The organism is Sulfurimonas sp. ST-27 (genome assembly GCF_048081595.1).
Classification (GTDB): Bacteria; Campylobacterota; Campylobacteria; order Campylobacterales; family Sulfurimonadaceae; genus Sulfurimonas; species Sulfurimonas hydrogeniphila.
The window spans coordinates 1633236-1657072 of the sequence record NZ_CP182226.1; the positions used below are offsets into that span (position 1 = coordinate 1633236).

Here is a 23837-nt window from a genome sequence, read left to right on the forward strand (position 1 = left end):
AACTTTGAAAATTGCAACATATAATGTTGAAAATCTTTTTGATTTGCAACGAAACGGACATGAGTATAAAGAATATATTCCTTATGCAAAATCAAATTGGAATGATAAAAATTATAGAAAAAAACTTAAAAATATTGCAAAAGTCATCAAAGATATCAATCCCGATATCATTGGACTCCAAGAGATAGAATCTCTTCAGGCACTCAAAGATCTACGATATACTTTAAAAAGAGAAGGAGTTTATTACCAGTACTATAAAATTGCCAATTTAAAATCTACAACAATCAAAGTAGCCATTTTGAGTAAAATTCCGTTTGTATATACACATGAAATTGCTGTCACATCTTCCTACAGATATAGAAATATTTTAGAAGTGAAATTTAAAATAGGCAATGAAGATTTGTATATCTTAATTAATCATTGGAAATCAAAAGCAGGTCCGGAAAGCATGCGTATAGTCTCTGCAAAAAAACTCAGAAAAAGAATTGAAGAACTGGGAAAAAATAAAAATATAATTGCACTTGGTGATTTTAATTCTGATTATGAAGAGTATGAAATTTTTAAAAGAAAAAGAAAACATAATGACACAGATGGAATAACAGGTATCAATCATATACTGGGTACTATAAAGTATCAGAATTCATCACTAAATATACATCTGGCACCTTATGATTTTTACAACTTATGGTATGACACTGAATTAGAAAAAAGATACAGCTATATCTATAGAGGCAAAAAAGAAGCAATGGACAGTATTTTAGTCACAGCCGCACTTCTTGATAAAAAAGGCATTGATTATAAACCACATAGTATCGCTGCTTTTGAAAAGCCCTATCTGTTTAAAGGAAAAGAGATTTACAGATGGCAGACAACCAGGAGCAGATTAAGACGTCACAAAGGGAAAGGCTATTCAGACCATCTGCCTGTCATAGCAGAGTTTGTTCTGCACTGAGACACCATTCAACAGGCTTTTTCTTATGTTTGATCAAATACTCATTTGCTCTGGAAAAAGGCTTTGAATGAAAAAAACCTCTGTATGCCGAGAGCGGAGAAGGGTGAGAAGATTTAATAATACAATGTTTTGTTGTATCAATTAGAAACTCTTTTTTTTGTGACGGTCCACCCCATAATATAAAAACCAAATGTTCTTTTTCATCAGAGAGTTTTTTAATAACGGCATCAGTAAACTTTTGCCAGCCAAAATCTTTATGAGAATTTGCCTTCCCCTGTTCAACAGTTAAAACAGCATTAATCAACAAAACTCCCTCTTTTGCCCATTGTGTCAAATCCCCGTTTTTCGGATATTTACAACCTATATCATCGACTAACTCTTTGTATATGTTTTTTAGCGAAGGTGGAATATTACATTTTGGACAAACAGAAAAAGCAAGACCGGTAGCCTGATTTATTCCATGGTATGGATCCTGTCCTATAATTACAACTTTTACTTCAGAAGGCTTTACTAAATTAAAAGCTCTAAATATATTTTCAAAATTGGGGAATACAGTTTTTGATTTATATTCCAAAGATACTTTTTTAAGAAGTTTGATAAAATATTCTTTATGAATTTCATCATTGAGAAAATTTTTCCACCCGTTTTCCAATAACATTCTCTTTCCATTTTTTTACAATTATATAAAAATAATACTATGGATAAGATTAGTCGTTAGATGTAAAGAGTATCAATGATTATAAAATAGTTAAAGAGTAAGAAAAAATCCGATCAACTAGGCAGCGACCTACATTCCCACAAGTGAAACCTGCAGTATTATCAGCGATGAGAGGCTTAGCTTCTGGGTTCGGAATGGGGCCAGGCGTTTCCCTCTCTCTATAGCCACCTAGACAAGATCAGATATAAAGACATCTGACTGATGTATTTATATCTGATCTTACAAGGACCAGTTGAGTGAGTTAATGATTGCTCATTAAGTTAGAATTGGTAAAATCAACAACAGCCGGCACTAAAGTACCGGTTCCAAATAACTACTAACATATCTCTTATTTAATAAATACACTAAATAAGGTAGTGAAGCAATTGTGTTCATTTAAGAACTTGGTAAAAAGACAAACGTACTATTAGTACTGGTCAGCTAAACACATTGCTGTGCGTACACATCCAGCCTATCAAGCTTGTAGTCTTCAAGCGTACTTCAGGGAACGTTCATCTTGGAGTTGGCTTCCCGCTTAGATGCTTTCAGCGGTTATCTCATCCGTGCGTAGCTACCCAGCTATGCCCTTGGCAGGACAACTGGTGCACCAGTGGCACGTCCAACCCGGTCCTCTCGTACTAGGGTCAGCTCTCCTCAACGTTCCTACGCCCACGGAAGATAGGGACCGAACTGTCTCACGACGTTCTGAACCCAGCTCGCGTACCGCTTTAAATGGCGAACAGCCATACCCTTGGGACCTGCTCCAGCCCCAGGATGCGATGAGCCGACATCGAGGTGCCAAACCTCCCCGTCGATGTGAGCTCTTGGGGGAGATCAGCCTGTTATCCCCGGCGTACCTTTTATCCTTTGAGCGATGGCCCTTCCACACAGAACCACCGGATCACTATGACCGTCTTTCGACTCTGCTCGACTTGTATGTCTCACAGTCAGTCCGGCTTATGCCATTATACTCTACGAAGGATTTCCAACCCTTCTGAGCCGAACTTTGTAAGCCTCCGTTACTTTTTAGGAGGCGACCGCCCCAGTCAAACTACCCACCAGACATTGTCCTCGCACGAGATAATCGTACGGAGTTAGCTATCAGAATATTCAAGGGTGGTATCTCAAGGATGCCTCCCCTGGAACTGGCGTCCCAGGTTCAACGGCTCCCACCTATCCTGCACATGAATATCCCAATAGCAGTGTCAAGCTATAGTAAAGGTGCACGGGGTCTTTCCGTCTTTCCGCGGGTAGGAGGAATTTTCACCTCCACTACAATTTCACTGGATCCCTTGTTGAGACAGCTCCCATCTCGTTACGCCATTCATGCAGGTCGGTATTTAACCGACAAGGAATTTCGCTACCTTAGGACCGTTATAGTTACGGCCGCCGTTTACTCGGGCTTCAATTCATGCCTTCGCCGAAGCTAAGCAATCCTTTTAACCTTCGAGCACCGGGCAGGCGTCACACCCTATACATCCACTTACGTGTTAGCAGAGTGCTGTGTTTTTGGTAAACAGTCGGGAGGGACTCTTTGCTGCGACCCGTCAGTGCTTTGGAGAGTAAATCTCCTAACACTTAGGGCACACCTTATACCGAAGATACGGTGCTAGTTTGCAGAGTTCCTTAACAAGGGTTCATCCACGCGCCTTAGAATACTCATCTCACCCACCTGTGTCGGTTTACGGTACGGGCAACATTACATCTCGTTTAGAGGCTTTTCTCGGCACGACAGTATCAAGGGTTCTGGTCGCTCTCCGAAAAGATTGACCAGCCTGTCAGATCTCGGTCTCATGTAGCGCGGATTTGCCTACGCTACGACCTACGTCCTTCGAGCCACTATTCCATCAGTGACCCCCTTTAACTCTATGCGTCCCCCCATCACTCAAACGATGTAATGTCGGTATCGGAATATTAACCGATTTGCCATCGTCTACCCCTTTCGGACTCGACTTAGGTCCCGACTAACCCTACGATGACGAGCATCGCGTAGGAAACCTTGGGTTTACGGCGAAGAAGATTCTCACTTCTTTTCTCGCTACTCATGCCTGCATGCTCACTTCCATCCGCTCCAGTACTCCTTACCGGTATACCTTCAACGCTGAATGGAACGCTCTCCTACCACTTACAGTAAACTGTAAATCTAAAGCTTCGGTGTTTATCTTAGCCCCGTTATATTTTCGGCGCAGAATCGCTAGACCAGTGAGCTGTTACGCTTTCTTTAAAGGATGGCTGCTTCTAAGCCAACCTCCTGGTTGTCACAGCAACTCCACATCCTTTTCCACTTAGATAAAACTTTGGGACCTTAGCTGTTAGTCTGGGTTGTTCCCCTCTCGACATAGGATTTTATCACCCTACGCCTGACTCCCGAGGTTACACGTATAGTATTCGGAGTTTGATAGGGTTTGGTACCGCGGTAAGCAGCCCTAGCCCTGTCAGTGCTCTACCCCTATACGCTAATGCTCGAGGCTATACCTAAATATATTTCGGAGAGAACCAGCTATCACTGAGTTTGATTGGCCTTTCACCCCTATCCACAAGTCATCCCAAGAATTTTCAACTTCTACGGGTTCGGTCCTCCACTGGCTCTTACACCAGCTTCAACCTGCTCATGGATAGATCACTCAGTTTCGGGTCTGCAGCATCTGACTATGTCGCCCTATTAAGACTCGCTTTCGCTACGGCTTCGCGTTCGCTTAACCTTGCCAGATACCACAACTCGCAGGCTCATTATGCAAAAGGCAGTCCGTCACACATTATAATAGTGCTCCGAATGATTGTAAGCCATAGGTTTCAGGTTCTATTTCACTCCGCTCACCGCGGTCCTTTTCACCTTTCCCTCACGGTACTTGTTCGCTATCGGTCTAGTAGTAGTATTTAGGGTTGGAGGGTGGTCCCCCCATATTCAGTCAAGATAACACGTGTCCCGACCTACTCGTTCCATACCTTAGTTCCACATAAATGTTTTCGCTTACGGGAGTATCACCCTCTATGCTCATCCTTTCCAGAATGTTCTGCTAACAAATATGCTAAATGTATGCGCCCTATTCCAATTTCGCTCGCCGCTACTCTCGGAATCTCGTTTGATTTCTCTTCCTTTGGGTACTGAGATGTTTCACTTCCCCAAGTTCGCCCCACCCGAAGGTGGTAACACGAATCGCTCCGTGCTGGGTCGCCCCATTCAGAAATTCCCGGATCAAAGCTTCTTGGCAGCTCCCCGAGACTTTTCGCAGCCTAGTACGTCTTTCATCGCCTCTACTAGCCAAGGCATCCACCTATGGCCCTTAATATCTTTTTATTCTATGTTGCGTTCACTACCTTATTTAATGTATGAATACATTAAACAAGATGAATGATCTGTTATTGTAGTTATTTAGTTTTTAATTATATCTCTATAATTAAAGTTGTTGACTTTAACAATTGTAATTTAATGATCGTTTGGTTTTTAAACCAAATATAAATTCTTATGACTTTAAGAACTTATATTTAATTTAGAAACTTGTTTCTTAGATGAGTTGTGCTTAAAAAAGAAGCGAAGCATACTTTAGTATGTGAGTTTCTTTTTTAAGTGCAAATCGCTAAGAAATGGTGGGCCTACCAGGACTTGAACCTGGGACCTCACCCTTATCAGGGGTGCACTCTAACCAGCTGAGCTATAGGCCCTTTCTGGTGCTTTTAACTTTATTCTGCGTCAGAACCTTTACTTCAGTTGTCACGTACAGTTTGTACGCTCCGCCTTCAGCAAAGAACCTTCCTTGACTAAAGCTAAAATCCCTCAGAAAGCAAAGCCCTCTCAAGGTTACACCTTTGACATAATCGTAATTCAAATGAACACAGATCACTGAAAACTAAGCAAGTAAGTAACTTTTGAAACAACCAATAAACTATTTCTCGTGTGAGATTTTCTTGTGTTGAGCCACTCAATCGAATGAGTGCTCTTTACTCTAGAAAGGAGGTGATCCAACCGCAGGTTCTCCTACGGTTACCTTGTTACGACTTCACCCCAGTCGCTAATTCCACCGTAAGCGGTAGCCCCCCGAAGGTTGGCTTCCCGATTTCGGGTGAAATCAACTCCCATGGTGTGACGGGCGGTGAGTACAAGACCCGGGAACGTATTCACCGTAGCATTGCTGATCTACGATTACTAGTGATTCCAGCTTCATGGAGTCGAGTTGCAGACTCCAATCCGAACTGAGAGACGCTTTAAGTGATTAGCTCCACCTCGCGGTATCGCAACACTCTGTACGCCCCATTGTAGCACGTGTGTAGCCCTAGCCATAAGGGCCATGATGACTTGACGTCGTCCTCACCTTCCTCCTCCTTACGAAGGCAGTCTCCTTAGAGTGCTCAGCTTAACCTGCTAGCAACTAAGGACGAGGGTTGCGCTCGTTGCGGGACTTAACCCAACATCTCACGACACGAGCTGACGACAGCCGTGCAGCACCTGTTTTCAAGCTCCCCAAAGGGCACCACTCTATCTCTAAAGTGTTCTATCAATGTCAAGGCTAGGTAAGGTTCTTCGCGTATCTTCGAATTAAACCACATGCTCCACCACTTGTGCGGGTCCCCGTCTATTCCTTTGAGTTTTAATCTTGCGACCGTACTCCCCAGGCGGAACACTTAATCTGTTAAGTGCATCACCGAGATGACTAGCATCCCGACGACTAGTGTTCATCGTTTAGGGCGTGGACTACCAGGGTATCTAATCCTGTTTGCTCCCCACGCTTTCACGCCTTAGCGTCAGTTATGTTCCAGCAGATCGCCTTCGCTTTCGGTATTCCTAGTGATATCTACGGATTTTACCCCTACACCACTAATTCCATCTGCCCCTCCCATACTCTAGGGTGAGAGTTTCAAGTGCAGTTCTACAGTTAAGCTGTAGGCTTTCACACCTGACTTTCCACCCCGCCTACGCGTCCTTTACGCCCAGTGATTCCGAATAACGCTTGCACCCTCCGTATTACCGCGGCTGCTGGCACGGAGTTAGCCGGTGCTTATTCATATGCTACCGTCATTTTCTTGACATATAAAAGGAGTTTACACACCGAAATGCGTCATCCTCCACGCGGCGTTGCTGCATCAGGGTTTCCCCCATTGTGCAATATTCCTCACTGCTGCCTCCCGTAGGAGTCTGGTCCGTGTCTCAGTACCAGTGTGGCGGATCATCCTCTCAAACCCGCTACCCGTCATCGCCTTGGTAGTCTCTTACACTACCAACTAGCTGATGGGATATAGACCGATCCCTTGGCGGAATCCATTTCCCGACTTATCTTGTGATAAGAAGGAGTATCCGGTATTAATCATCGTTTCCAATGGCTATCCCGGTCCAAGGGGCACATTATCTATATATTACTCACCCGTGCGCCACTCGTCAGCATAGTAGCAAGCTACTATCTGTTACCGTTCGACTTGCATGTGTTAAGCACGCCGCCAGCGTTCATTCTGAGCCAGGATCAAACTCTCCATAATTGTTATTACAGAAAGATAAGTAAACTTATTACTGATCTTTTGCCCAAGATTATTAAATCATTGGCTTTGTTATTTTAAGTCTTAATAAAACTGCTTAAGGTTCTATTACTAGACTGTATAGTTATCTATTACTATTAAGGGAACCATACAGGCAAGCCTGTATGGATTTCAAAATAGAATAGACGGTTGTTGTTTATTAGTTATTTCTAAGTAATTTATCTCTTTAACTCTAAAGTTAAAAAGTCTCTTACTTGCTTAGTTTTCAATGATCTCAAACATTTTTAAAAGCTTCTACTCGAAGTCTCTTCAGGCCTTTTAAACAAGGTCTCTCTGTTTGTGGATGGGAATTATAGGGGAGTATTGCTTAGAGACTGCTTAATGTTTGGTGGGTTTTTTAAAAAGTTTTTGAAGTTACTGTTTCTTAATATTTTTTTCACGTCTATAGCTATAATATGTGTGCATACCCGGTTTCCGGTTCTATTTTAATTACAATCTCATTCCTGTTGTTCGCACTCGTTTTTGGATTAATACAAACATCCAAACAAAGCTTTATATAAATTGCTGATGTCGCAATTCTATCAACAGCAGAATTTAAAGCAACCATAGAAGTTGAACTTGTATTCCCTCTGTATGGTCTGCCTATATGATCAAACAAAATTCTTCTTGCTCCTGAACCTGTGCTTCCTCCTGTCACTGTAATAGCAGCAATACCATATTTCTTGCCTATGTCCAACTCTTTTGAAAGATGTTTTGTTTCAGAATTGTCAAAATTATTATTTGCAACACCAATCAAATACTTACCTTTTTTTAGCGGATTTTGTGCTACTTCCACATCAGTATATGTATTGTTCGCGCTTGGATTACCATCATACGCTCCACCAATTTTGGCAGGAGAATCCGAAAATATCATATAAGAGTTTGTTCCGGCAGCCGTGGAAAATGCCAATTGCCACTTTTGCCTAAACCAGTATGGCTCATTCGCATCAAACTTGTCATCAATAATTGCCAAATGCTGCGTATACCTTATATGGGAAACCAATTGTATAGCTGCTTCCTGTAAAGGATTGGTCTTGGTATGCGGAATTATAACTGCTGCCAATATACCAATTACAACCACCACAAAAACAATTTCTAAAAGAGTAAAAGCTTTTTTCATGAGTGTAGTATATCAGAATAGAATAAAAAGGGGAAAAGGAATGAAGATGAGACAAAGAGTAACCTCTTTGTCTCATGCAGAATAATTAAATTTTTTCTGCTTTTTTTACATCGTAAAGAATATCATCCATCGGATGTCTGTACATTGGCATAGCAAGACGTTTTTCATCAAGAACGTGCCCGATAAAACCTATTGAACGGCCGACGATAAAGAAAGAGTTAAGAGTACCTGATTCGATAAATTCATTAATTTCTTCTTCAGAGTATCCCAGTGCTCTCCACATATCAACCATTAAAATACCTATAGTACCATCAACATTTAAGATAAGATTCTCTTTTTTTGATGTTGTTAACGCTTCAACAGTTTTTGCATAATCCAGAAGTGGAGTACTTGGAAAATGTTCTGCTGCGTAATTCATAAGACCCGTAACACGAAGATCCGGATTTTTAAGAGATTTAATACGGTGACCGATACCTGGAATTGGTACACCTTCACTTTTCATATATGCTAAAAACTCTTTTGGAGAAAGATTGTTATCATCAGCATATTTAAAATATTTTGCCGCACCGTCAATTGCACCACCAAATCTCGGACCAATTGTCAATAAACCGGTTACAAGTGATTCAACAACTGATTTACCTGCACGTGCTGTTACTTTTGCATTATGCGCACCAGAAACCGCAGGACCGTGGTCTGCTACTGTTTTTATAACTGTTTCTATAAAATCTGTCGCCCATTTGGGATACTGTTTTTTAAACCATAAAAGTGAAATAACATCACCGATACCTTTACCTGTATCCGGAGTCGCAACAGATGAAATAGGAAAGCCTGCATATGTAGCCTCTTCCCCTCTGTCATCAGAAATAGTACAGATAAAGTTTTTAGAACGACGCATTTTAGGAATAACATTGATTTCAGGTTCTTCAATTTCCCCAATAATGCCTTTTGTTTTCAAATCATCATAAACTTCCATGATAGTTGCCGGTAAATCGTTAAATGTAGCCGGTACATGTATACCAGCTTCAGCCATCGCTTTGTTTTTAGCTTCAGCAGTTTCACGCTCAGCATTAGCGGAAGCACCAGCATGCCCGAATTGAACACCGGAATCATAATACTTAGCAATAGTACCGATACACCATGCAATAATTGGCTTAGTAATTTTTCCGGATTTTACTGCTTCGATTACTTTATACTCTTCTGTACCACCGACTTCACCAAGTAAAATCATATATTTTACATCCGGGTTTTCTTGCATACGCAATAAATTGTCAATAAAAACTGATCCTACGAATCTGTCACCACCGATAGCAACACCTTCCGCAATACCGTCAGCATTAATTGCAATAATATTTGAAAGTTCGTTAAAAAGTCCACCAGAGCGTGTCACAAGTCCGCAAGAACCGGCACGGTGCAATTTTGAGTTGATAATATTTTCAATAGTACCACCGATATTGGCAATTTTAAATGCACCCGGAACAATAGCACCAACAGTTGCAGGTCCTATAACAGTTACATTGAGTTCTCTTGCATAGGCATTCATGCCACGGGCAAGTCTTTCCGGAATTCCCTCAGCTGTGATCATGATTGTTTTAAAGCCGCCAAGGTTTAAGGCTTCCATTGTTACATCATAAGCCGTTCTGAATGATGCAAAGTTTAAAAGTACATCAGCTTGCGACTGAGCAGCTTTTGCTTCTGCTGTACTTTTGTAAATAGGGACCATAATCTCATCCGCACCCCAAAAAAACTTTTCAAATTTGTTTGAACTCGTAGGTGCAACGATTGCCGCAACAGATGGTGTTTCTCTTTTGATTGTGTAATCATAGTCAAGCATTCTCTGGATAGCAGTTTTGTTGTTATTCCAAAAAATTGCTTGTGTATCTCTAGTAAATAATTTTCCCATCTTTTCTCCTTACTTCTCTTCTAATGCCATACGCACGATGTCTGTTACATGTGTTTCCGGACCATATACTTCAATGTTTAAACCTAATCTGTCAGCAGCTTCTTTGATGTCTTTTAAACCTTTTTCATAGTTTGGACCACCACGTCTGACATAAATTTTTATACCTACATCTTTCATTTTATCGGCGTAATTTTCAAAAGCCTGAATAATACCTGTAAATGTTTTTGCAACATCTGTAAAGTTTGCAATCGCTCCACCAATGATTAAGATTTTATCACGCCCTTGAGGATCTTTTTCTCTTGTCATTAAATCAAGAAGTGTTTCAGCATAAAATTTTGTTTCACCCGTAGTTGGACCACCTGAGTATTCACCATAGTTCGCTAAATCTTCAATACCTGCAAAATCAGCAATAGTATCAGCGTATACAACTGAAGCACCACCACCGGCAACCATAGTCCATATTCTGGCTTCAGGCTTCAGTAATGTAAGCTTGAGTGAAGCACCTGTTTTTGCATCTGCTTCCTCGATTGCTTCAACTTCCGGAGATTTTGCTTCCATACCAAATGCAGTTGGATACTCAACATCACCCCACTCTTCTACCATCATAAATCCGGCAGTATCATCCAGTTTTGCAACCATGTCTAAAAGCTCAATTTTTGTTCCTTGCATAACAAATGGATTAATTTCAAGGTATGCAAAATTTAGTTCACGATACGCTTTAAAGAAACCGATTGCAAATTTTGCAAAATTTTCTTTATCTTCTTCTTTTACGTCTGCAGGAATATTTGCTTTTATTTTCTCGGCGATCTCTTCTTCTGTAGCAGTAATCGGGAATGCAACTTCGGTAACTTTTTCATCCCATCCCTCTTCAACTTCCATACCGCCTTCAGCTGACATGTAGAGAACATCTTCATCTCCTACCACAGTTGCTGAAATATAATACTCTTCAGACTGATCATGCGGAGTAAACGGCTCAACAATAAAGTGAGTCAATCTGTCTACTTTTGGCTCACCTGTCGGAGTATCTCCCTCAAATGAAAAATAGACTGCCACATCTTCTTTCGCTTTTTCGTCAATCCATGCTGCAGCTTTTTCTAAAGTAACATCACCCGGTTTTTGATCTTTAAAAAGCACCAAGTTGTTTTTACCACGTTTACCAAACAGCATATCCGGTTTTACAACTAATGGTTTTTCTTTTAACCATGGTTTTTCTTTTGCAGCTTCAAGCAGTTCCGCACCTGATGTTACCAGAACCGTCTCGTATGCATAAGTGAAATCTGGAAAGTATTTATTCCAATGTTTTGCTAAAATTGACTTCGCGTCATATTCTCGTATCGCTTTTTGAGCCATAGAAACTCCCTATTTTGATATTTGTGGATTATTCTAGCATAAAGTATCCAACAAATATCTTTGGTTTATATTAACCATTAAATAGATTTATTTATTGTTTATTTTAGTAACATTAGCCTTATACAGTATTTTATTTTTGTAACGTATAGTAACATCGCTCTTAATATTTGAATGAGGTTTCAGTTCTTGTAAAACATTTTCATCACATTTATCAATAAAATAAAATTTTAATCTTTTCTGCATATCCTGGCTGGTTTTCACACACAATATATTCATTGCTTTTAACTCGGTTGCAAGTTTTTTGGCAATATGCATTTTATATGCAAAATGTTTTTTTGGATTGTCTAAAAGTAAATACAGTTCTTTGTTAAACATTACAATTAGAGTATTAAAAATTAAAAATACAAAGGCCAACACAAATATTGCTCTGTATCTTTTCCTGAAGTTTGTCAGTCTCACCCTGTATGAATGTGCAAAAGTTTTCGCCGCCAAGGGCAGCGCTAAAATCAGATAAGGTGCAAATAACTCAAGTTCGACACGTTGTCTAAATGACAGGAGTAAAGAAAACAATAAAGCAGTTGATGCTATATACCATATTTTGTCATTCTCGTCATTAAGGTAACCACGATACAGCGTATAAAAAATATATATAAATATAACAGGGGTAAAAATAGCACTGTAAACTCCGATTGTGTCTAAAAAATGACCACTTGGTACACCCGATATATTTAAACCGTAGATATAAACAGATAAACCTGCAAGAAAAAGATTGTATAAAAACAATATTTTATTTTTTTGAAATAAATAAAATATTGCAAGTCCTGCAAACAGATAAACAAAACCCGCATCTAGCAGTGCATACAAAAACAACAGAACATTCAAGTAATAATCATTCAGTTTTTGACTCAGATATATGTACAGAAACAGTCCAAAAATAATCAAACCGGCATGACTGACAACAAGAGCAGCACTGACAACTCCAGGCAAAAGTACAAATACTGTTACTAGCCATAACCTGTTTCTCTCTAATGCCAAGTATTTTGCAGAAATCGCATATAAAAGCCATGCACTTAAAAGATGTAAAAGTATCATCACAAACCGTAATGCAAAATCATTTTGTCCAAATATTTTTAATGAGAGTTTCACTAATTGCTGCAAGAAGGAAGCATCTCCGTACAAAAGTGATGCTTCAGAGGGAGAGATGGAAATTTGCGTAGTTTGAAAAATAAGAATAGATGCATCCAATCCAAGTATCAGGAATAAGATGATTCGATATTTCATAATTTTAGAAAATTTCCAATAATTTCATGTCCGTATTCGCTCATTATAGATTCAGGATGAAACTGCACGCCGTAAATATCTTTATCTTTTATTTTTAGTGCCATTATTTCATCATCATCCATACTGAAGGCTGTCGGTTCGATACTCTCCGGTATACTCTTTTTATCGACTATCAGAGAATGATAACGTGTTGCCGTAAATTCATCCGGCAGAGTGTCAAAGAGTTTACATGTAGAGTGTTTAATCTTTGATGTTTTACCGTGCATCATATTTTTGGCACGCACGATATCTGCACCAAAAGCCTGTGCAATACTCTGGTGCCCTAAGCATATACCAAGAATCGGCAATTTGTCCTGAAAATAATTTATCACTTCCAAGGTTACACCTGCCTCATCAGGAGAAGCCGGTCCGGGAGAAATTATAATTTTTTCCGGATGAAGATTTTCTATCTCTTGCACACTCATCTCATCATTGCGTATAATTTTTAAATCCGCTCCAAGTTCCCTGCAATACTGAACAATATTGTATGTAAAACTGTCATAATTATCTATCATTAATATCAAAATTTTTCCTACTGAGTAATCTATATATTTTTTTGTAGTATAGCTATATTGCTCTTGTATTTTACTTATTAGTTTCTTCATTCAATGCAATATTGTCACCTGTTCCAAGCAGGACGCCTATCCATTGTGTATTTTGATTGGCATCAAAAATAATCTTTGCCATTATTGTTAAAGGAATTGACAAAAGCATGCCTACTATGCCCAAAAGCCATCCCCAGAACATGAGTGAAAGAAAAACTATCAGGGTGGACAGTCCTAAACCTTTTCCCATAATTTTAGGTTCAAGAATAGAGCCTATGACTATATTTATCACAGTGTATAACACCATGACTGCCAAAGCGCTCATGCCTCCCAGCTGCACTAAAGTAATTAAAACTGCAGGAATGGCTGCAATTATTGAACCTATATTTGGGATAAAGTTTAACATAAAAGCCAATACTCCCCATAAAAAGGCATAATCTGTACCTAAAAAATAGAGACTCATCCATATGATGGCACCGGTAAACAATGAGATGAGTGCTTTGAGTACCATATAGTTTTTTATTTTAGAAAAAATTCTTTCTATATGAGCCATTGTCTCTTGATGTCCGTCAGCCAGTTCCACTTTTTTTACAAAATATTGTGATTCAAGCAGCATAAATATCACTGTTAAAATAATGATAAAACCATTTGTAAACATAGCACCCATACTTTGAATAATACTTGTTGCGAATTTCATCGCCTGTTTCATATTTATCAGGTTTGCTATATCCTCAGTTGAAATTTCTATACCGAAAGAAGCGGTATAGTGTGAAATAAGCTGATAATATTGCGCAAGTTTTTGTGCATATGTATCAATATTGGCACTAAAATCATGCACTGAATTACCCACAAGTTTTGCAATCAGCGCCAAAAACAGAATAAAGACTGTTATTACCAAAGTAACAGACACAATATCCGGTATCGACTTTGACTTAAAATAATTATACAAAGGAGAGAGGATAATTGCAATAAACAAAGAGAGTAAAAACGGAATGATAATGACTGATGCACTTTTTATGCCTGCCAGGACAATCACAACACTTGCCATAACGATAAAATAATAGCCTATTTTATGCTCTTTCATACGTTTTTCCTTTAGCTTTGAATCTCTTGTTGATTTGTAATCTGCTGTAAATAGTTTGAAATATTAATAAGTGAAAAAGTGACTAAAAAAATCATTAAACCTGGAAAAAAACTCACCCACCAGGCAATGTCAATAACATCTTTTCCTCCACTTAAAATTGTCCCCCAGCTCATCTGAGGTGCGACAATTCCCAATCCTAAAAAACTCAATCCTGACTCTGCCAAAATAGCACCGCCCACGCCGAAAGTAAAACTTACAAAATAAATCGGAGCCAAAACAGGGGCATAATATTTTAAAAGAATTTTTAATGTATTTACCTTTGCGATCTTGAGTATTTTAATATAAGGCTGGGAAGTAATTTTAAAACTCTCAGAGCGTATCAGCCTGGCAGTTGTCATCCACCCTGTAATTGATATGATAACAATCAGGACCAAAGCAGAGGCATTGACATAACTGACCAATGCAAGCAGTAAAAAAAATGTCGGAAATGTCAAAAAAAGATCGACTGTAATGACAAAAATCCTGTCCACGCTTCCTTTGAAATATCCGGCCATCGAACCCAGAATCAGTCCAATAAAAGAAGCGACAAAAGCACTCCCTGCCCCAATAACAAGAGAAACTTCTCCTCCGGCAATAAGGCGAGCCAATATATCCCTTCCCAGCCTGTCCGTGCCTAAAGGGTGCATCAAAGAAGGCGCCAACAAAATTGCTTTTGCATCTAAAGCATAGGGGCTGGCATGGTATAGTTGTGATCCGAAAAACGAAAACAGGAAAATAAAGATGAGTATAAATATACTGAATTTAGGCATAAAGCTATTGTTTAATGCCTAAAAGTGTCTGCATCATTTGATCAACAGTAGTAATCACTTTTGCGGCAGCACCGTAAGAAGTCTGATACTTGATGAGATTTGTCATCTCTTCATCAATACTTACTTTTGTAATAGAATTATATTCCATCTCTGTCGCATTAAATTGCGTAGAAACAGTTTCATTCCTTGTTATGGCTGAATTTGTTGAGATGCCTACATAGGTACTGGTAATATCAAACATCCCGTATGTTGTCGTATCATACTGCTCATTTCCTACCTGAAATTTATAGGATTCAAACTGTTGCTGAACCATATCAAGAGCGACTCTGTTATCACCTGCATTGGATGAATAGCCAGCATGTAATTGTGTCGGATTATTCCTGTATTGTGTATTGAGACGAATATCTCTTGCATTAGTCCCCTCAAAAAAGGAACCAAGCCCTATAGCACCTGCAAAATTTGTTCCTGATGCAAATGTATTATCAGGTAAGTTGTCAACAACGGCAAATGTATAGCCTTGCGAATTGGCAGCTGTATTCATGCTGAGTTCAAGTTTTATATCACCATTCGCATTTGGTGCATAATTAAAGATCATATAATCATCAACATCATTATTGGCATTTGCATCACTGTTGTCATCTTTATTTGCGATGATTTGCCCCTCAATTGAGTTGGAACCACTGATACCTGACATAGAAGTTGCAGCATCAATGTTTATCGTCCTTTTTGCCACCTCATTGCCATCTATATCATACACTGTCACATCAAAAGAACCGGGATTAATATTTAAAGAGGAAGTCACCAAAGGAGTTGCCGGATTAATATTAATGTTATTTGACTCCATTCGGGATCTGGCACTTTTTGCATACAGGTTGTTTGTTGATTCTATGAGGCCCTTGGCAAAAGCATCAAGATCTGAAACAACATTTTGCAATACACCATCTGTCGGCATACCACTTGTTGTATCAACAGCCCGACCTCTTAGATTGAAAATTGCTCCTATCTTTCCATTGGTTATCTCTTCTTCCATAGGAATAAGTGTACCGTCCTGTCGTTCATAGGAGAGTTCATAAAATCCATACGTATTATTCCCTTTTTCAATAGTGAGCGGATGATATGTACTGCCGTCAACAAGATTAAAACCGTTAACACTAAGTGTATAACTTCCGGTTCTTGTATTTGAATTGGAATCTATCTGAATATTTGATTCCAACTGTCCTTGATTTACTTCAGCGCCTATCAATCTGGATAAACTTCTTTCTATAACATTTCTTTTATCCCGTAAATCATTTGCAGTGTATCCTCCACCCGCTTCAGCGACATCAATGGACTTATTGAGATCTGCCAACTGCTGAGCCAGGCTGTTTACCTCAGTAATATTAACATCAAGCTGGTCATTTACCTGCATTTGTAAATTTAAAACCTGGTTTTGTGTTTGGGTTATATGCTGTGTCAGTGTTTCGGTCTGTTTTGCCAATGCAACTTTTATGGAATCATTATTTGGATTATCAGCAAAAGTCTGCCACATATTATAGTATTCAGCCAGGTCCGCTTTAATTCCGACACCATCTATTTCAGGAAAATATGTTGAGAGTTCTTCAAGTGTTTGTCTTTCAAAATCACTGTATTCTTTATCTGCAGAAACACTGCTGTATCTGTCAAACACAAAATTGTCAAATACTCTTTTGATATCCTGGATTTCAACGCCATTTCCAACATTTCCTGCACTCGTAATCAAAGGATTTGCAGCTGAAGTGATCACTCTTTGACGGGTATATCCTTCATTTTCCGCATTTGCTATATTGTTTCCTGTTGTATTTATTCCGACTTGTGCTGCGCTTAATCCGCTGTATCCGATGCTGAGTGTATTAAAAATTGAAGCCATTTTAAACCCTTACTTCCAATATTGTAGAGTCTTTGGATGCAACCTTGTTGTACCCCTGCATTTCAGTCGGTACTAATCTTTCCAGGAAGGTATTGTATAAATTACTCACGACAACTACTAACTTTGCATACTGTTTATTCACTGTTCTGAGTTCTGACAAGCTTTGTTTTAATTCATCCAGTAGTTGATGCTGTGTTTCATCTAATAATTGGGGAAGTTCAACATCCGGATGGGATGTAATTAACGCAGAAATTTCGTAATCTATCATTGCTTTTTTTGCTTCAAAGCTTTTTAGTTTTTCTTCTTTTATGGAGAGTCTTTCAAACTGATGGTCATGTTGCGCTTTTTGGATATCTTTGATATCTGATTTTGTTATTGAAATTAAATCTTTTAAATCCTGTAAAGCGCTCTGCAAATGATGACTCAACATGCCATTCTCCTGTTAGTTTATTTCTAAAGTAACTCATCTGCCATTTTTTTAGATAATGCAGACAAATCTACTTTGTATTGTCCTGAGTCTATAGACTCTTTGAGTTGTTCGACTTTACTGCTCTTGTTTTCCACAGCAGTTACTGAAGTATTCTCTTTTTTTTGTGTGTTTGAAAGTGTATTGTTCATATAGGCACTCCCCAACACTGAATTATTTACTTTTGAAATCATAATTCATCCTTTATATAATAAGTTTGTTTTATTGCTATTGTTATATCGGCAATAACCAGAACTTATTAAGTTGATTTTATGAATTCTTTTGAGATAAATAATCATAAAGCATTTGCGAAAATCCGAAACTTCCGGCACTTGCTTTAGAAAGCTCATCTCTGTACATTGATTTATATATTTTATCTCCCGGATCATTTTGTGATGAAAAAAGATTCTTATCATCTTTCATCGCATTATCCATCAGCATTTTTACTATAACGGCTTCAAAAGCATCTGTCTGTTCTCTCAGAGCCTTATCCTGCGCCTTTTCGTCAATCCTGGGTATTGCTTTATTCGCTGTAGCCATTTGTGCCTGGGCATTGACAGCATTCATTGAGTAACTCATCATATCACCTTCAATTCTGCAGATATACTCCCTGCACTTTTCATCGCTTCAAGTATAGATATAATATCTTTTGGTGAAGCTCCGAGTTTTTGCAAAGATCTTACAAGGTTTGCCACTGTTGTTGTTCCCTCTTTGGTATAGACTTCATTCTCGTTTAAACCGATAACCAGATTATTATCAACACTCATTGAACCTGCAGGCTTTGAAATCTTTTTCTGTTCAACAATCTTTATCGTAATATCTCCGTGTGTTAAAACTACCGGTTTGAGTTCTATATTTACTCCAGCAACAATTGTTCCTGTTCTTTCATTTATTATGATTTTATCTTTTGGATGATAATCCATGTCGATTTCCTGAACCTCAGCCAAAAACTCTATCATAGAACGATTTTGTGGACATTTCAGTTTTATACTTCTTGAGTCCATAGCTATTGCTAACTGTGTATGATAATAATCATTAATTGCCTTTTGAATTCCAACAGCATTCCTGAATCCTGATTCTTTAAGAGATAATGTTGCATATTTTTGATGAAACAGATCAATATTGATTTCTCTTTCAATTATCCCTCCGTTAAAAACAATTCCTGTAGTAGGGTGTGACGCATTTCCTGCACCTCTTGTGTTCAGTCCGCCTATACTGATGGCTCCTTGTGCCAAAGCATAAATTTTTCCGTCAACCCCTTTTAAAGGTGTCATCAGAAGTGTTCCCCCTTCTAAAGATTTTGAGTCTCCTATAGAAGAAACTGTCACATCCATTTTATCACCCTGTCTGGCAAAAGGTTTCATAGTAGCAGTTACCACAACAGCAGCAACATTTTTCGACATGATGTCAATTGGATCCATATTTATATTCATTGCACGAAGCATATTGGAGATAGACTGAAGAGTAAACCTTGAGGTAGTCCCGTCTCCGGTTTTTTTCAATCCGACAACAAGGGAATAGCCTATAACCTGATTGTCTCTTACTCCTACAATATTTGACACATCCGATATCTTTGTAGCATAAAGAGTAGAGAAAAAAAGTATAAACAGTAAAATAAATTTCATTAGCAATCCTTACATGTAAAGATAAACCAGCAAATTTTATTCCATATTATTGTTTGTAAGATATGTTAACGTAGTATTCCCAAATTTTTTTGATTTTTTCACCTTGTATATGCCTAAGAATTCAGGAATCTTCAGACCGCTCATATGTTCTACAATAATCATCTTTACATGTAAGGCAGGCAGTTTTTCTATAAGTTTCATAGTTTTTTCATAAATCTCTTCCATACCCTCACGGATGCTGAACGGAGGGTCAATGTAGAAGAATGCATCTTCATTCGATTTTTTCAGTCTTGAGAGAACTAACTCAATATTTTCAAAACTGTCTCCGGCAAAGACTTCACAGGCCGATGGATCTGTCTGAGAAATATTTTTTTGAAGTGTTTTTAATGCTTCTTTGTCTTTTTCCATAAAGTATATTTTTTTTGCACCACGGCTGAGTGCTTCAAGACCTATTGATCCGCTCCCTGAAAAAACTTCAACAAAGTTTGCATCAACTATATCAAACTGTAAAGTATTAAAAAAAGATTCCAAAACTATAGACTTGGAACTTCGTGTAGTGACTTTTGACGGGAGCAAAAGTTTTTTTCCCTTATATTTTCCTGCAATAATCTTCTTGCTCAGTTGTTTACTTTTCATAAAATGCTTTCACCGCTCTTAGAATATTTTCCTGATACTCTTTTGTTAACAACTCAATTCTTTTTTCCAATACTTCAAAGTTCATTCTCTCACTTGTGTTCTGATCTTCAGGCTGAGTATTTGTACTCTCAGGATAGAGTTCATTATATTTTTTTTCCAAGGCCAAAATAAGCTGTGACTTTGAAAAAGGTTTCAATAAGTCTGCTCCTTCTTTCGTTGAAATATAAAAACATCGGCTCTCATTCAAACACTCTTCATCACGAATGATTATGTCACTTTTTTTTGATGAACTTAAATACTTTGCCAAAAAAAGTTCTAATGACTTTTGCAAAAGCGGAGACTGGCATTCAACAGCTACTTTCATAAAACTATCCTCTCAAATAATACTCAAGCGAGTACTTTAAATCTTCATCCAAATCTTCCAGACACAACATCCAGTTCACATAATTAATATCATGTTGGACTATCTCTTCTATATATTTTCCCATATATTTTCCAAAGGGAAATTTTTCTAAAAGCACTTTTTGAAAACTTAATTCTTTCATCTTTTCTACTGTTGCATACTCAAGCAGATATTCAAACAATAATTTTGTTACAAATACATCATTGAGTGCATTATTGGAGCATAAAGCATCTTTAATTCCATACTGCTGTTTAAGCGCATTCTCTTGTCTGTACAGCTTGAGTTCATAGCGTAAAAACTGCAATGAAAACTGTTCGCACTCTTTGATAAGATGTTTTGTGACTTTTAATGTATCTATTACAGCTCCTTGCCATTGCAGACCCGAAACAGCAAATTTTTCCAAAACGAATTGTACATTATGTGCAATTAAAGTATTTTCAAAAGTATTGTTTTTTTGTAATATTTCATATACTTGCGTCATTTTAAAAAGCTTTTTATCTTTGATCATTTCATTTGTAATATGATGAATACTTGAAGCTGACGGCGGTATCTTTTTTCCTTCGTTTATAAGTTCGTAAAATACCTTTTCATCTTTTAATAATGCAACGGAGCACACAACATCGCCTGCTTCAATCCCTGTAGTCTGAACATCTGTAAAAATCAACATTTTTTTACCTGAACTTTTTTACATTTTACACTGAGTACAATGAAAGAAAAAAAACCGGCAATTAGTATAAATATATGCAGCACATACATATTAAACCATGTAAACACGCTCTCATATGAGCTAAAAAGCTTCATAACAATCACTGCCACAATCATTTCTCCTGCAACTGTCCATATCATCAGCATAAACCATTTTCGCCATACTTTCAACAAATCACCATATCCAATCTCATCTATAATCTCTCCTGTTTCTTCATTCGTCTCTTCTTTGGGACAACCTAACAGGACAAACACATACCCTTTTATGCATTTATTAAAAATATATTTCAGACTTCTAAATAAAACAATCAAAAGCGCAAAATTCCATGACACCATAAACCAGAATTTAAATATAGTCAAAAGTGCCCTTGTTATTTCATTGTCTAATGTACCTGTTCCCTGGCTTATATATATTACCAGTGTTATAAAAGCAGCAATAAAAAAAGTCAGCAACGCTGTATACAATGTCAGTTTTACCGCCCACTGCAACCATATAAAAAAATAAAATCTACTCATTCTCCTGCCCGAATCTATTTAGCATATCATGATAATGTTCAAGTGTCATAAAACTTTTTTCAAACCTGTAGCGAATGACAAATTCCACTACCTTCTCTTTTAATTCAGTGGCAACATTCTCAACTCTTCCAAAATAGGCCAAAGAGATATTTTTACTTTTTTGTATTGCGTTTTTGTCATAATGAATTGCTAAAATCTGTAAATATTTTCCTTTTTTAATTGTACCAAGATCCTCCTCATTTAGCGATACACCCGAAAGGTTCACAGCTTTAAAATGAAATAAATCTTCAAATTTTGCTACTTTTTTGTCTATATCCAACTCCCCAAACAGCTTTTGTAATATTTTTAAATTTTGCTTTCTCGCCGTCTCATAACTGGAAATTTTATTTGTTAAATGTTTCAATCTGTCTAATGCGGAACTCATGTGTAAATCCTTTAAAAAATTAAGTATATCAAAAATAAACTGTTTATATAATCATATTAATCAGGGCATCTCTAAAAACCCTGATATACCTCAAAACCAAAAAGAGAAGCTACTCGTAGCTCCTGCATAGTTTTGCCTTGCATTAGCACTTCTGCTATAATGTTGAGATATATCAGGGTTTTTAGAGGTGCCCTTAGATATAATGCCAATTATAAAATTTATGAAAATACAAAGAGACCTATGGATTATTTAAAAATAAAAAACAGTGCTTCACTCGAAGGTACTATAAATATCTCAGGTGCAAAGAATGCATCTCTACCTCTTATTGCTATGTGCATACTGGCCAAAAACAGTGTACATATGAAAAATTTACCACAGGTTGTAGATATAAAAACGCTTTTAAAACTCCTGTCAAATCTTGGTGCAACCTGTGAATTTTCGCAAGACAGTGTTATCGTCAATACATTTGATCTACACGAAACAAAAGCTACCTATGATATAGTAAAAACCATGCGTGCTTCTATTTTGGTTTTAGGACCGATTTTAGCACGTTTTGGGCATTGTGAAGTCTCTTTACCCGGAGGATGTGCAATTGGACAGCGTCCAATTGATCTGCATCTTAAAGCCTTGGAACAGATGGGTGCAAAAATAGCTATTAAAGCAGGATACATCGAAGCAAGAACGCCAAATGGCTTGCACGGATGTGAAATAATTTTTGACAAAGTCACCGTTACAGGTACTGCAAATATTGTTATGGCCGCCGCCCTTGCCAAGGGGGCAACAACGATTACAAATGCAGCCAGAGAACCTGAAGTTGTCCAATTATGCGAAGTACTCAATGCCAGCGGCGTGAAAATTAACGGCATAGGCACAGCAATACTCAAAATACACGGTACAGACGGACAACTGCTCAATATCAATGAGTTTTCTATCATTCCGGACAGGATAGAAGCCGGAACATACCTTTGTGCAGGGGCCATTACAAAATCGCAACTCACATTGACGAATGTTGAACCGAAACATTTGGGCGCAGTTTTATCCAAACTCGAAGAGATGGGCAGTACTTTTACCCTCACAGACACCACAATTACAATTCACCCTGCCGCGCATATCAAGCCTGTTAAAATTGTCACACAGGAATATCCCGCATTTCCAACAGACATGCAGGCACAGTTTTTGGCACTTGCAACACAGGCAGACGGTGTTTCAATTATAGAAGAACGACTTTTTGAAAACAGATTTATGCATGTCAGTGAATTACAGCGTATGGGTGCAGATATAACATTAAACGGTCATATTGCAACAGTGAGTGGAAAAAGTAACCTGTGTGGGACTGATGTCATGGCAACGGATTTACGTGCATCAAGCGCATTGGTTCTCGCTGCACTTGTTGCAACTGGAGAAACACATGTACACCGCATCTACCACCTGGATCGTGGATATGACTCACTTGAGAAAAAACTTTACCAGGTCGGTGCCAATATACAAAGACTCAAAGAGTAGATCTTCTACTCTTTAAAAACTATCATCTCATATAAACTCTTTTTCGTGACAAGTGACTTTTCCGGAGCAACAGAATGTGCATTTTTGACTACTTCAACTTCGTGACGAAGTTCTGCTATCTCTTTTTCCATTGCATCTATTGTTTCTTTCAAATTAAGAATAATATCCACACCTGCAAGGTTCACACCCAGTTCACGTGTCAATCGCAAAATTAATTTAATTTTATCTATATCCCGTTGCGAGTAGAGTCGTATTCGTCCGTCAGAACGAGATGGATTTATTAAGTTTTCCCTCTCATACTGTCGTAGAGTTTGAGGGTGTATATCTAATATTTTTGCAACAATGCTTATTAAATAGACCGGTTCATCATAATGGTGCATAGCAATACCCTC

General features: G+C 38.1%; 21 protein-coding genes, 1 tRNA gene and 3 rRNA genes. 2 read left to right on the plus strand and 23 right to left on the minus strand.

Annotated elements, in window-relative coordinates:
• Positions 1 to 4: 4 nt before the first annotated feature.
• The gene (locus ACM66U_RS08640) at positions 5 to 952 is read left to right on the plus strand and encodes an endonuclease/exonuclease/phosphatase family protein (RefSeq protein ID WP_346389028.1); all 948 of its coding nucleotides are present in this window, start codon (positions 5 to 7) and stop codon (positions 950 to 952) included.
• On the opposite strand, the gene ACM66U_RS08645 is transcribed toward ACM66U_RS08640, so the two are convergent.
• The 22 genes from ACM66U_RS08645 to ACM66U_RS08750 all read right to left on the minus strand — a co-directional run bounded on the left by ACM66U_RS08645 (position 927) and on the right by ACM66U_RS08750 (position 21942).
• A complete protein-coding gene (locus ACM66U_RS08645; protein WP_418640544.1) occupies positions 927 to 1610 on the minus strand; it encodes a uracil-DNA glycosylase in 684 nt (227 codons plus the stop codon). The two genes, ACM66U_RS08640 and ACM66U_RS08645, sit on opposite strands and share 26 nt — an antisense overlap.
• A gap of 116 nt (positions 1611 to 1726) precedes the next feature.
• Positions 1727 to 1842, minus strand: a 5S ribosomal RNA gene (gene rrf / locus ACM66U_RS08650).
• A 213-nt stretch (positions 1843 to 2055) separates the two neighbouring features.
• Positions 2056 to 4947, minus strand: a 23S ribosomal RNA gene (locus ACM66U_RS08655).
• Between the two features lie 288 nt (positions 4948 to 5235).
• Positions 5236 to 5312, minus strand: a tRNA-Ile gene (locus tag ACM66U_RS08660).
• 285 nt (positions 5313 to 5597) lie between these two features.
• A 16S ribosomal RNA gene (locus ACM66U_RS08665) occupies positions 5598 to 7118 on the minus strand.
• Together the 16S, 23S and 5S rRNA genes with 1 tRNA gene alongside form the textbook arrangement of a ribosomal RNA operon.
• A 445-nt stretch (positions 7119 to 7563) precedes the next feature.
• On the minus strand, positions 7564 to 8274 hold the full coding sequence (locus tag ACM66U_RS08670) for a prepilin-type N-terminal cleavage/methylation domain-containing protein (RefSeq protein ID WP_418640545.1): 711 nt from the start codon (positions 8272 to 8274) through the stop codon (positions 7564 to 7566).
• A gap of 85 nt (positions 8275 to 8359) precedes the next feature.
• A complete protein-coding gene (locus ACM66U_RS08675) occupies positions 8360 to 10174 on the minus strand; it encodes a citrate/2-methylcitrate synthase (RefSeq protein ID WP_151899870.1) in 1815 nt (604 codons plus the stop codon).
• Positions 10175 to 10183: 9 nt separating this feature from the next.
• Positions 10184 to 11524 carry an ATP citrate lyase citrate-binding domain-containing protein gene (locus tag ACM66U_RS08680; protein WP_151899869.1) on the minus strand — a complete coding sequence of 447 codons (1341 nt, stop codon included), beginning with the start codon at positions 11522 to 11524 and terminating at the stop codon, positions 10184 to 10186.
• A gap of 87 nt (positions 11525 to 11611) precedes the next feature.
• A complete protein-coding gene (locus ACM66U_RS08685) occupies positions 11612 to 12805 on the minus strand; it encodes a hypothetical protein (RefSeq protein WP_151899868.1) in 1194 nt (397 codons plus the stop codon).
• On the minus strand, positions 12802 to 13368 hold the full coding sequence (locus ACM66U_RS08690) for an anthranilate synthase component II (RefSeq protein WP_151901488.1): 567 nt from the start codon (positions 13366 to 13368) through the stop codon (positions 12802 to 12804). Before ACM66U_RS08690 ends, ACM66U_RS08685 begins: the two co-directional genes overlap by 4 nt.
• 61 nt (positions 13369 to 13429) lie before the next feature.
• Positions 13430 to 14473 (minus strand): AI-2E family transporter, encoded by a 1044-nt coding sequence (locus tag ACM66U_RS08695; protein ID WP_418640546.1) that lies wholly within the window; start codon positions 14471 to 14473, stop codon positions 13430 to 13432.
• Between the two features lie 11 nt (positions 14474 to 14484).
• Positions 14485 to 15282: an ABC transporter permease gene (locus ACM66U_RS08700; RefSeq protein WP_418640547.1), complete on the minus strand. Its 798-nt coding sequence runs from the start codon at positions 15280 to 15282 to the stop codon at positions 14485 to 14487.
• A gap of 4 nt (positions 15283 to 15286) precedes the next feature.
• Positions 15287 to 17167, minus strand: coding sequence for a flagellar hook-associated protein FlgK (gene flgK, locus ACM66U_RS08705; protein ID WP_418640548.1), 1881 nt, complete (start codon positions 17165 to 17167; stop codon positions 15287 to 15289).
• A gap of 1 nt (position 17168) precedes the next feature.
• A complete protein-coding gene (locus ACM66U_RS08710; protein ID WP_346389917.1) occupies positions 17169 to 17597 on the minus strand; it encodes a hypothetical protein in 429 nt (142 codons plus the stop codon).
• A 23-nt stretch (positions 17598 to 17620) separates the two neighbouring features.
• Entirely contained in the window at positions 17621 to 17827 is a 207-nt protein-coding gene (locus ACM66U_RS08715; protein ID WP_418640549.1) for a flagellar biosynthesis anti-sigma factor FlgM, read from the minus strand.
• A 76-nt stretch (positions 17828 to 17903) separates the two neighbouring features.
• Positions 17904 to 18212 (minus strand): rod-binding protein, encoded by a 309-nt coding sequence (locus tag ACM66U_RS08720; protein WP_151899862.1) that lies wholly within the window; start codon positions 18210 to 18212, stop codon positions 17904 to 17906.
• On the minus strand, positions 18212 to 19258 hold the full coding sequence (locus tag ACM66U_RS08725) for a flagellar basal body P-ring protein FlgI (protein ID WP_151899861.1): 1047 nt from the start codon (positions 19256 to 19258) through the stop codon (positions 18212 to 18214). Before ACM66U_RS08725 ends, ACM66U_RS08720 begins: the two co-directional genes overlap by 1 nt.
• A 36-nt stretch (positions 19259 to 19294) precedes the next feature.
• On the minus strand, positions 19295 to 19894 hold the full coding sequence (gene rsmD / locus ACM66U_RS08730; RefSeq protein ID WP_151899860.1) for a 16S rRNA (guanine(966)-N(2))-methyltransferase RsmD: 600 nt from the start codon (positions 19892 to 19894) through the stop codon (positions 19295 to 19297).
• Positions 19884 to 20258 carry a hypothetical protein gene (locus ACM66U_RS08735; protein ID WP_418640550.1) on the minus strand — a complete coding sequence of 125 codons (375 nt, stop codon included), beginning with the start codon at positions 20256 to 20258 and terminating at the stop codon, positions 19884 to 19886. Before ACM66U_RS08735 ends, rsmD begins: the two co-directional genes overlap by 11 nt.
• 4 nt (positions 20259 to 20262) lie before the next feature.
• Positions 20263 to 20964 carry an exonuclease domain-containing protein gene (locus ACM66U_RS08740; RefSeq protein ID WP_151899858.1) on the minus strand — a complete coding sequence of 234 codons (702 nt, stop codon included), beginning with the start codon at positions 20962 to 20964 and terminating at the stop codon, positions 20263 to 20265.
• Complete coding sequence (locus tag ACM66U_RS08745; protein ID WP_151899857.1) at positions 20958 to 21518, minus strand: hypothetical protein; 561 nt, start codon at positions 21516 to 21518, stop codon at positions 20958 to 20960. The genes ACM66U_RS08740 and ACM66U_RS08745 overlap by 7 nt, the downstream gene beginning before the upstream one ends.
• Positions 21511 to 21942 (minus strand): hypothetical protein, encoded by a 432-nt coding sequence (locus ACM66U_RS08750; protein ID WP_151899856.1) that lies wholly within the window; start codon positions 21940 to 21942, stop codon positions 21511 to 21513. Before ACM66U_RS08750 ends, ACM66U_RS08745 begins: the two co-directional genes overlap by 8 nt.
• Before the next feature lie 240 nt (positions 21943 to 22182).
• Here ACM66U_RS08750 and murA point away from each other — a divergent pair, with 240 nt between their 5' ends.
• Entirely contained in the window at positions 22183 to 23445 is a 1263-nt protein-coding gene (gene murA / locus ACM66U_RS08755; protein WP_418640551.1) for a UDP-N-acetylglucosamine 1-carboxyvinyltransferase, read from the plus strand.
• A gap of 5 nt (positions 23446 to 23450) precedes the next feature.
• Here murA and ACM66U_RS08760 read toward each other — a convergent pair whose 3' ends face one another.
• Positions 23451 to 23825 carry a heat shock protein transcriptional repressor HspR gene (locus ACM66U_RS08760; RefSeq protein WP_151899854.1) on the minus strand — a complete coding sequence of 125 codons (375 nt, stop codon included), beginning with the start codon at positions 23823 to 23825 and terminating at the stop codon, positions 23451 to 23453.
• Between the last annotated feature and the right edge of the window lie 12 nt (positions 23826 to 23837).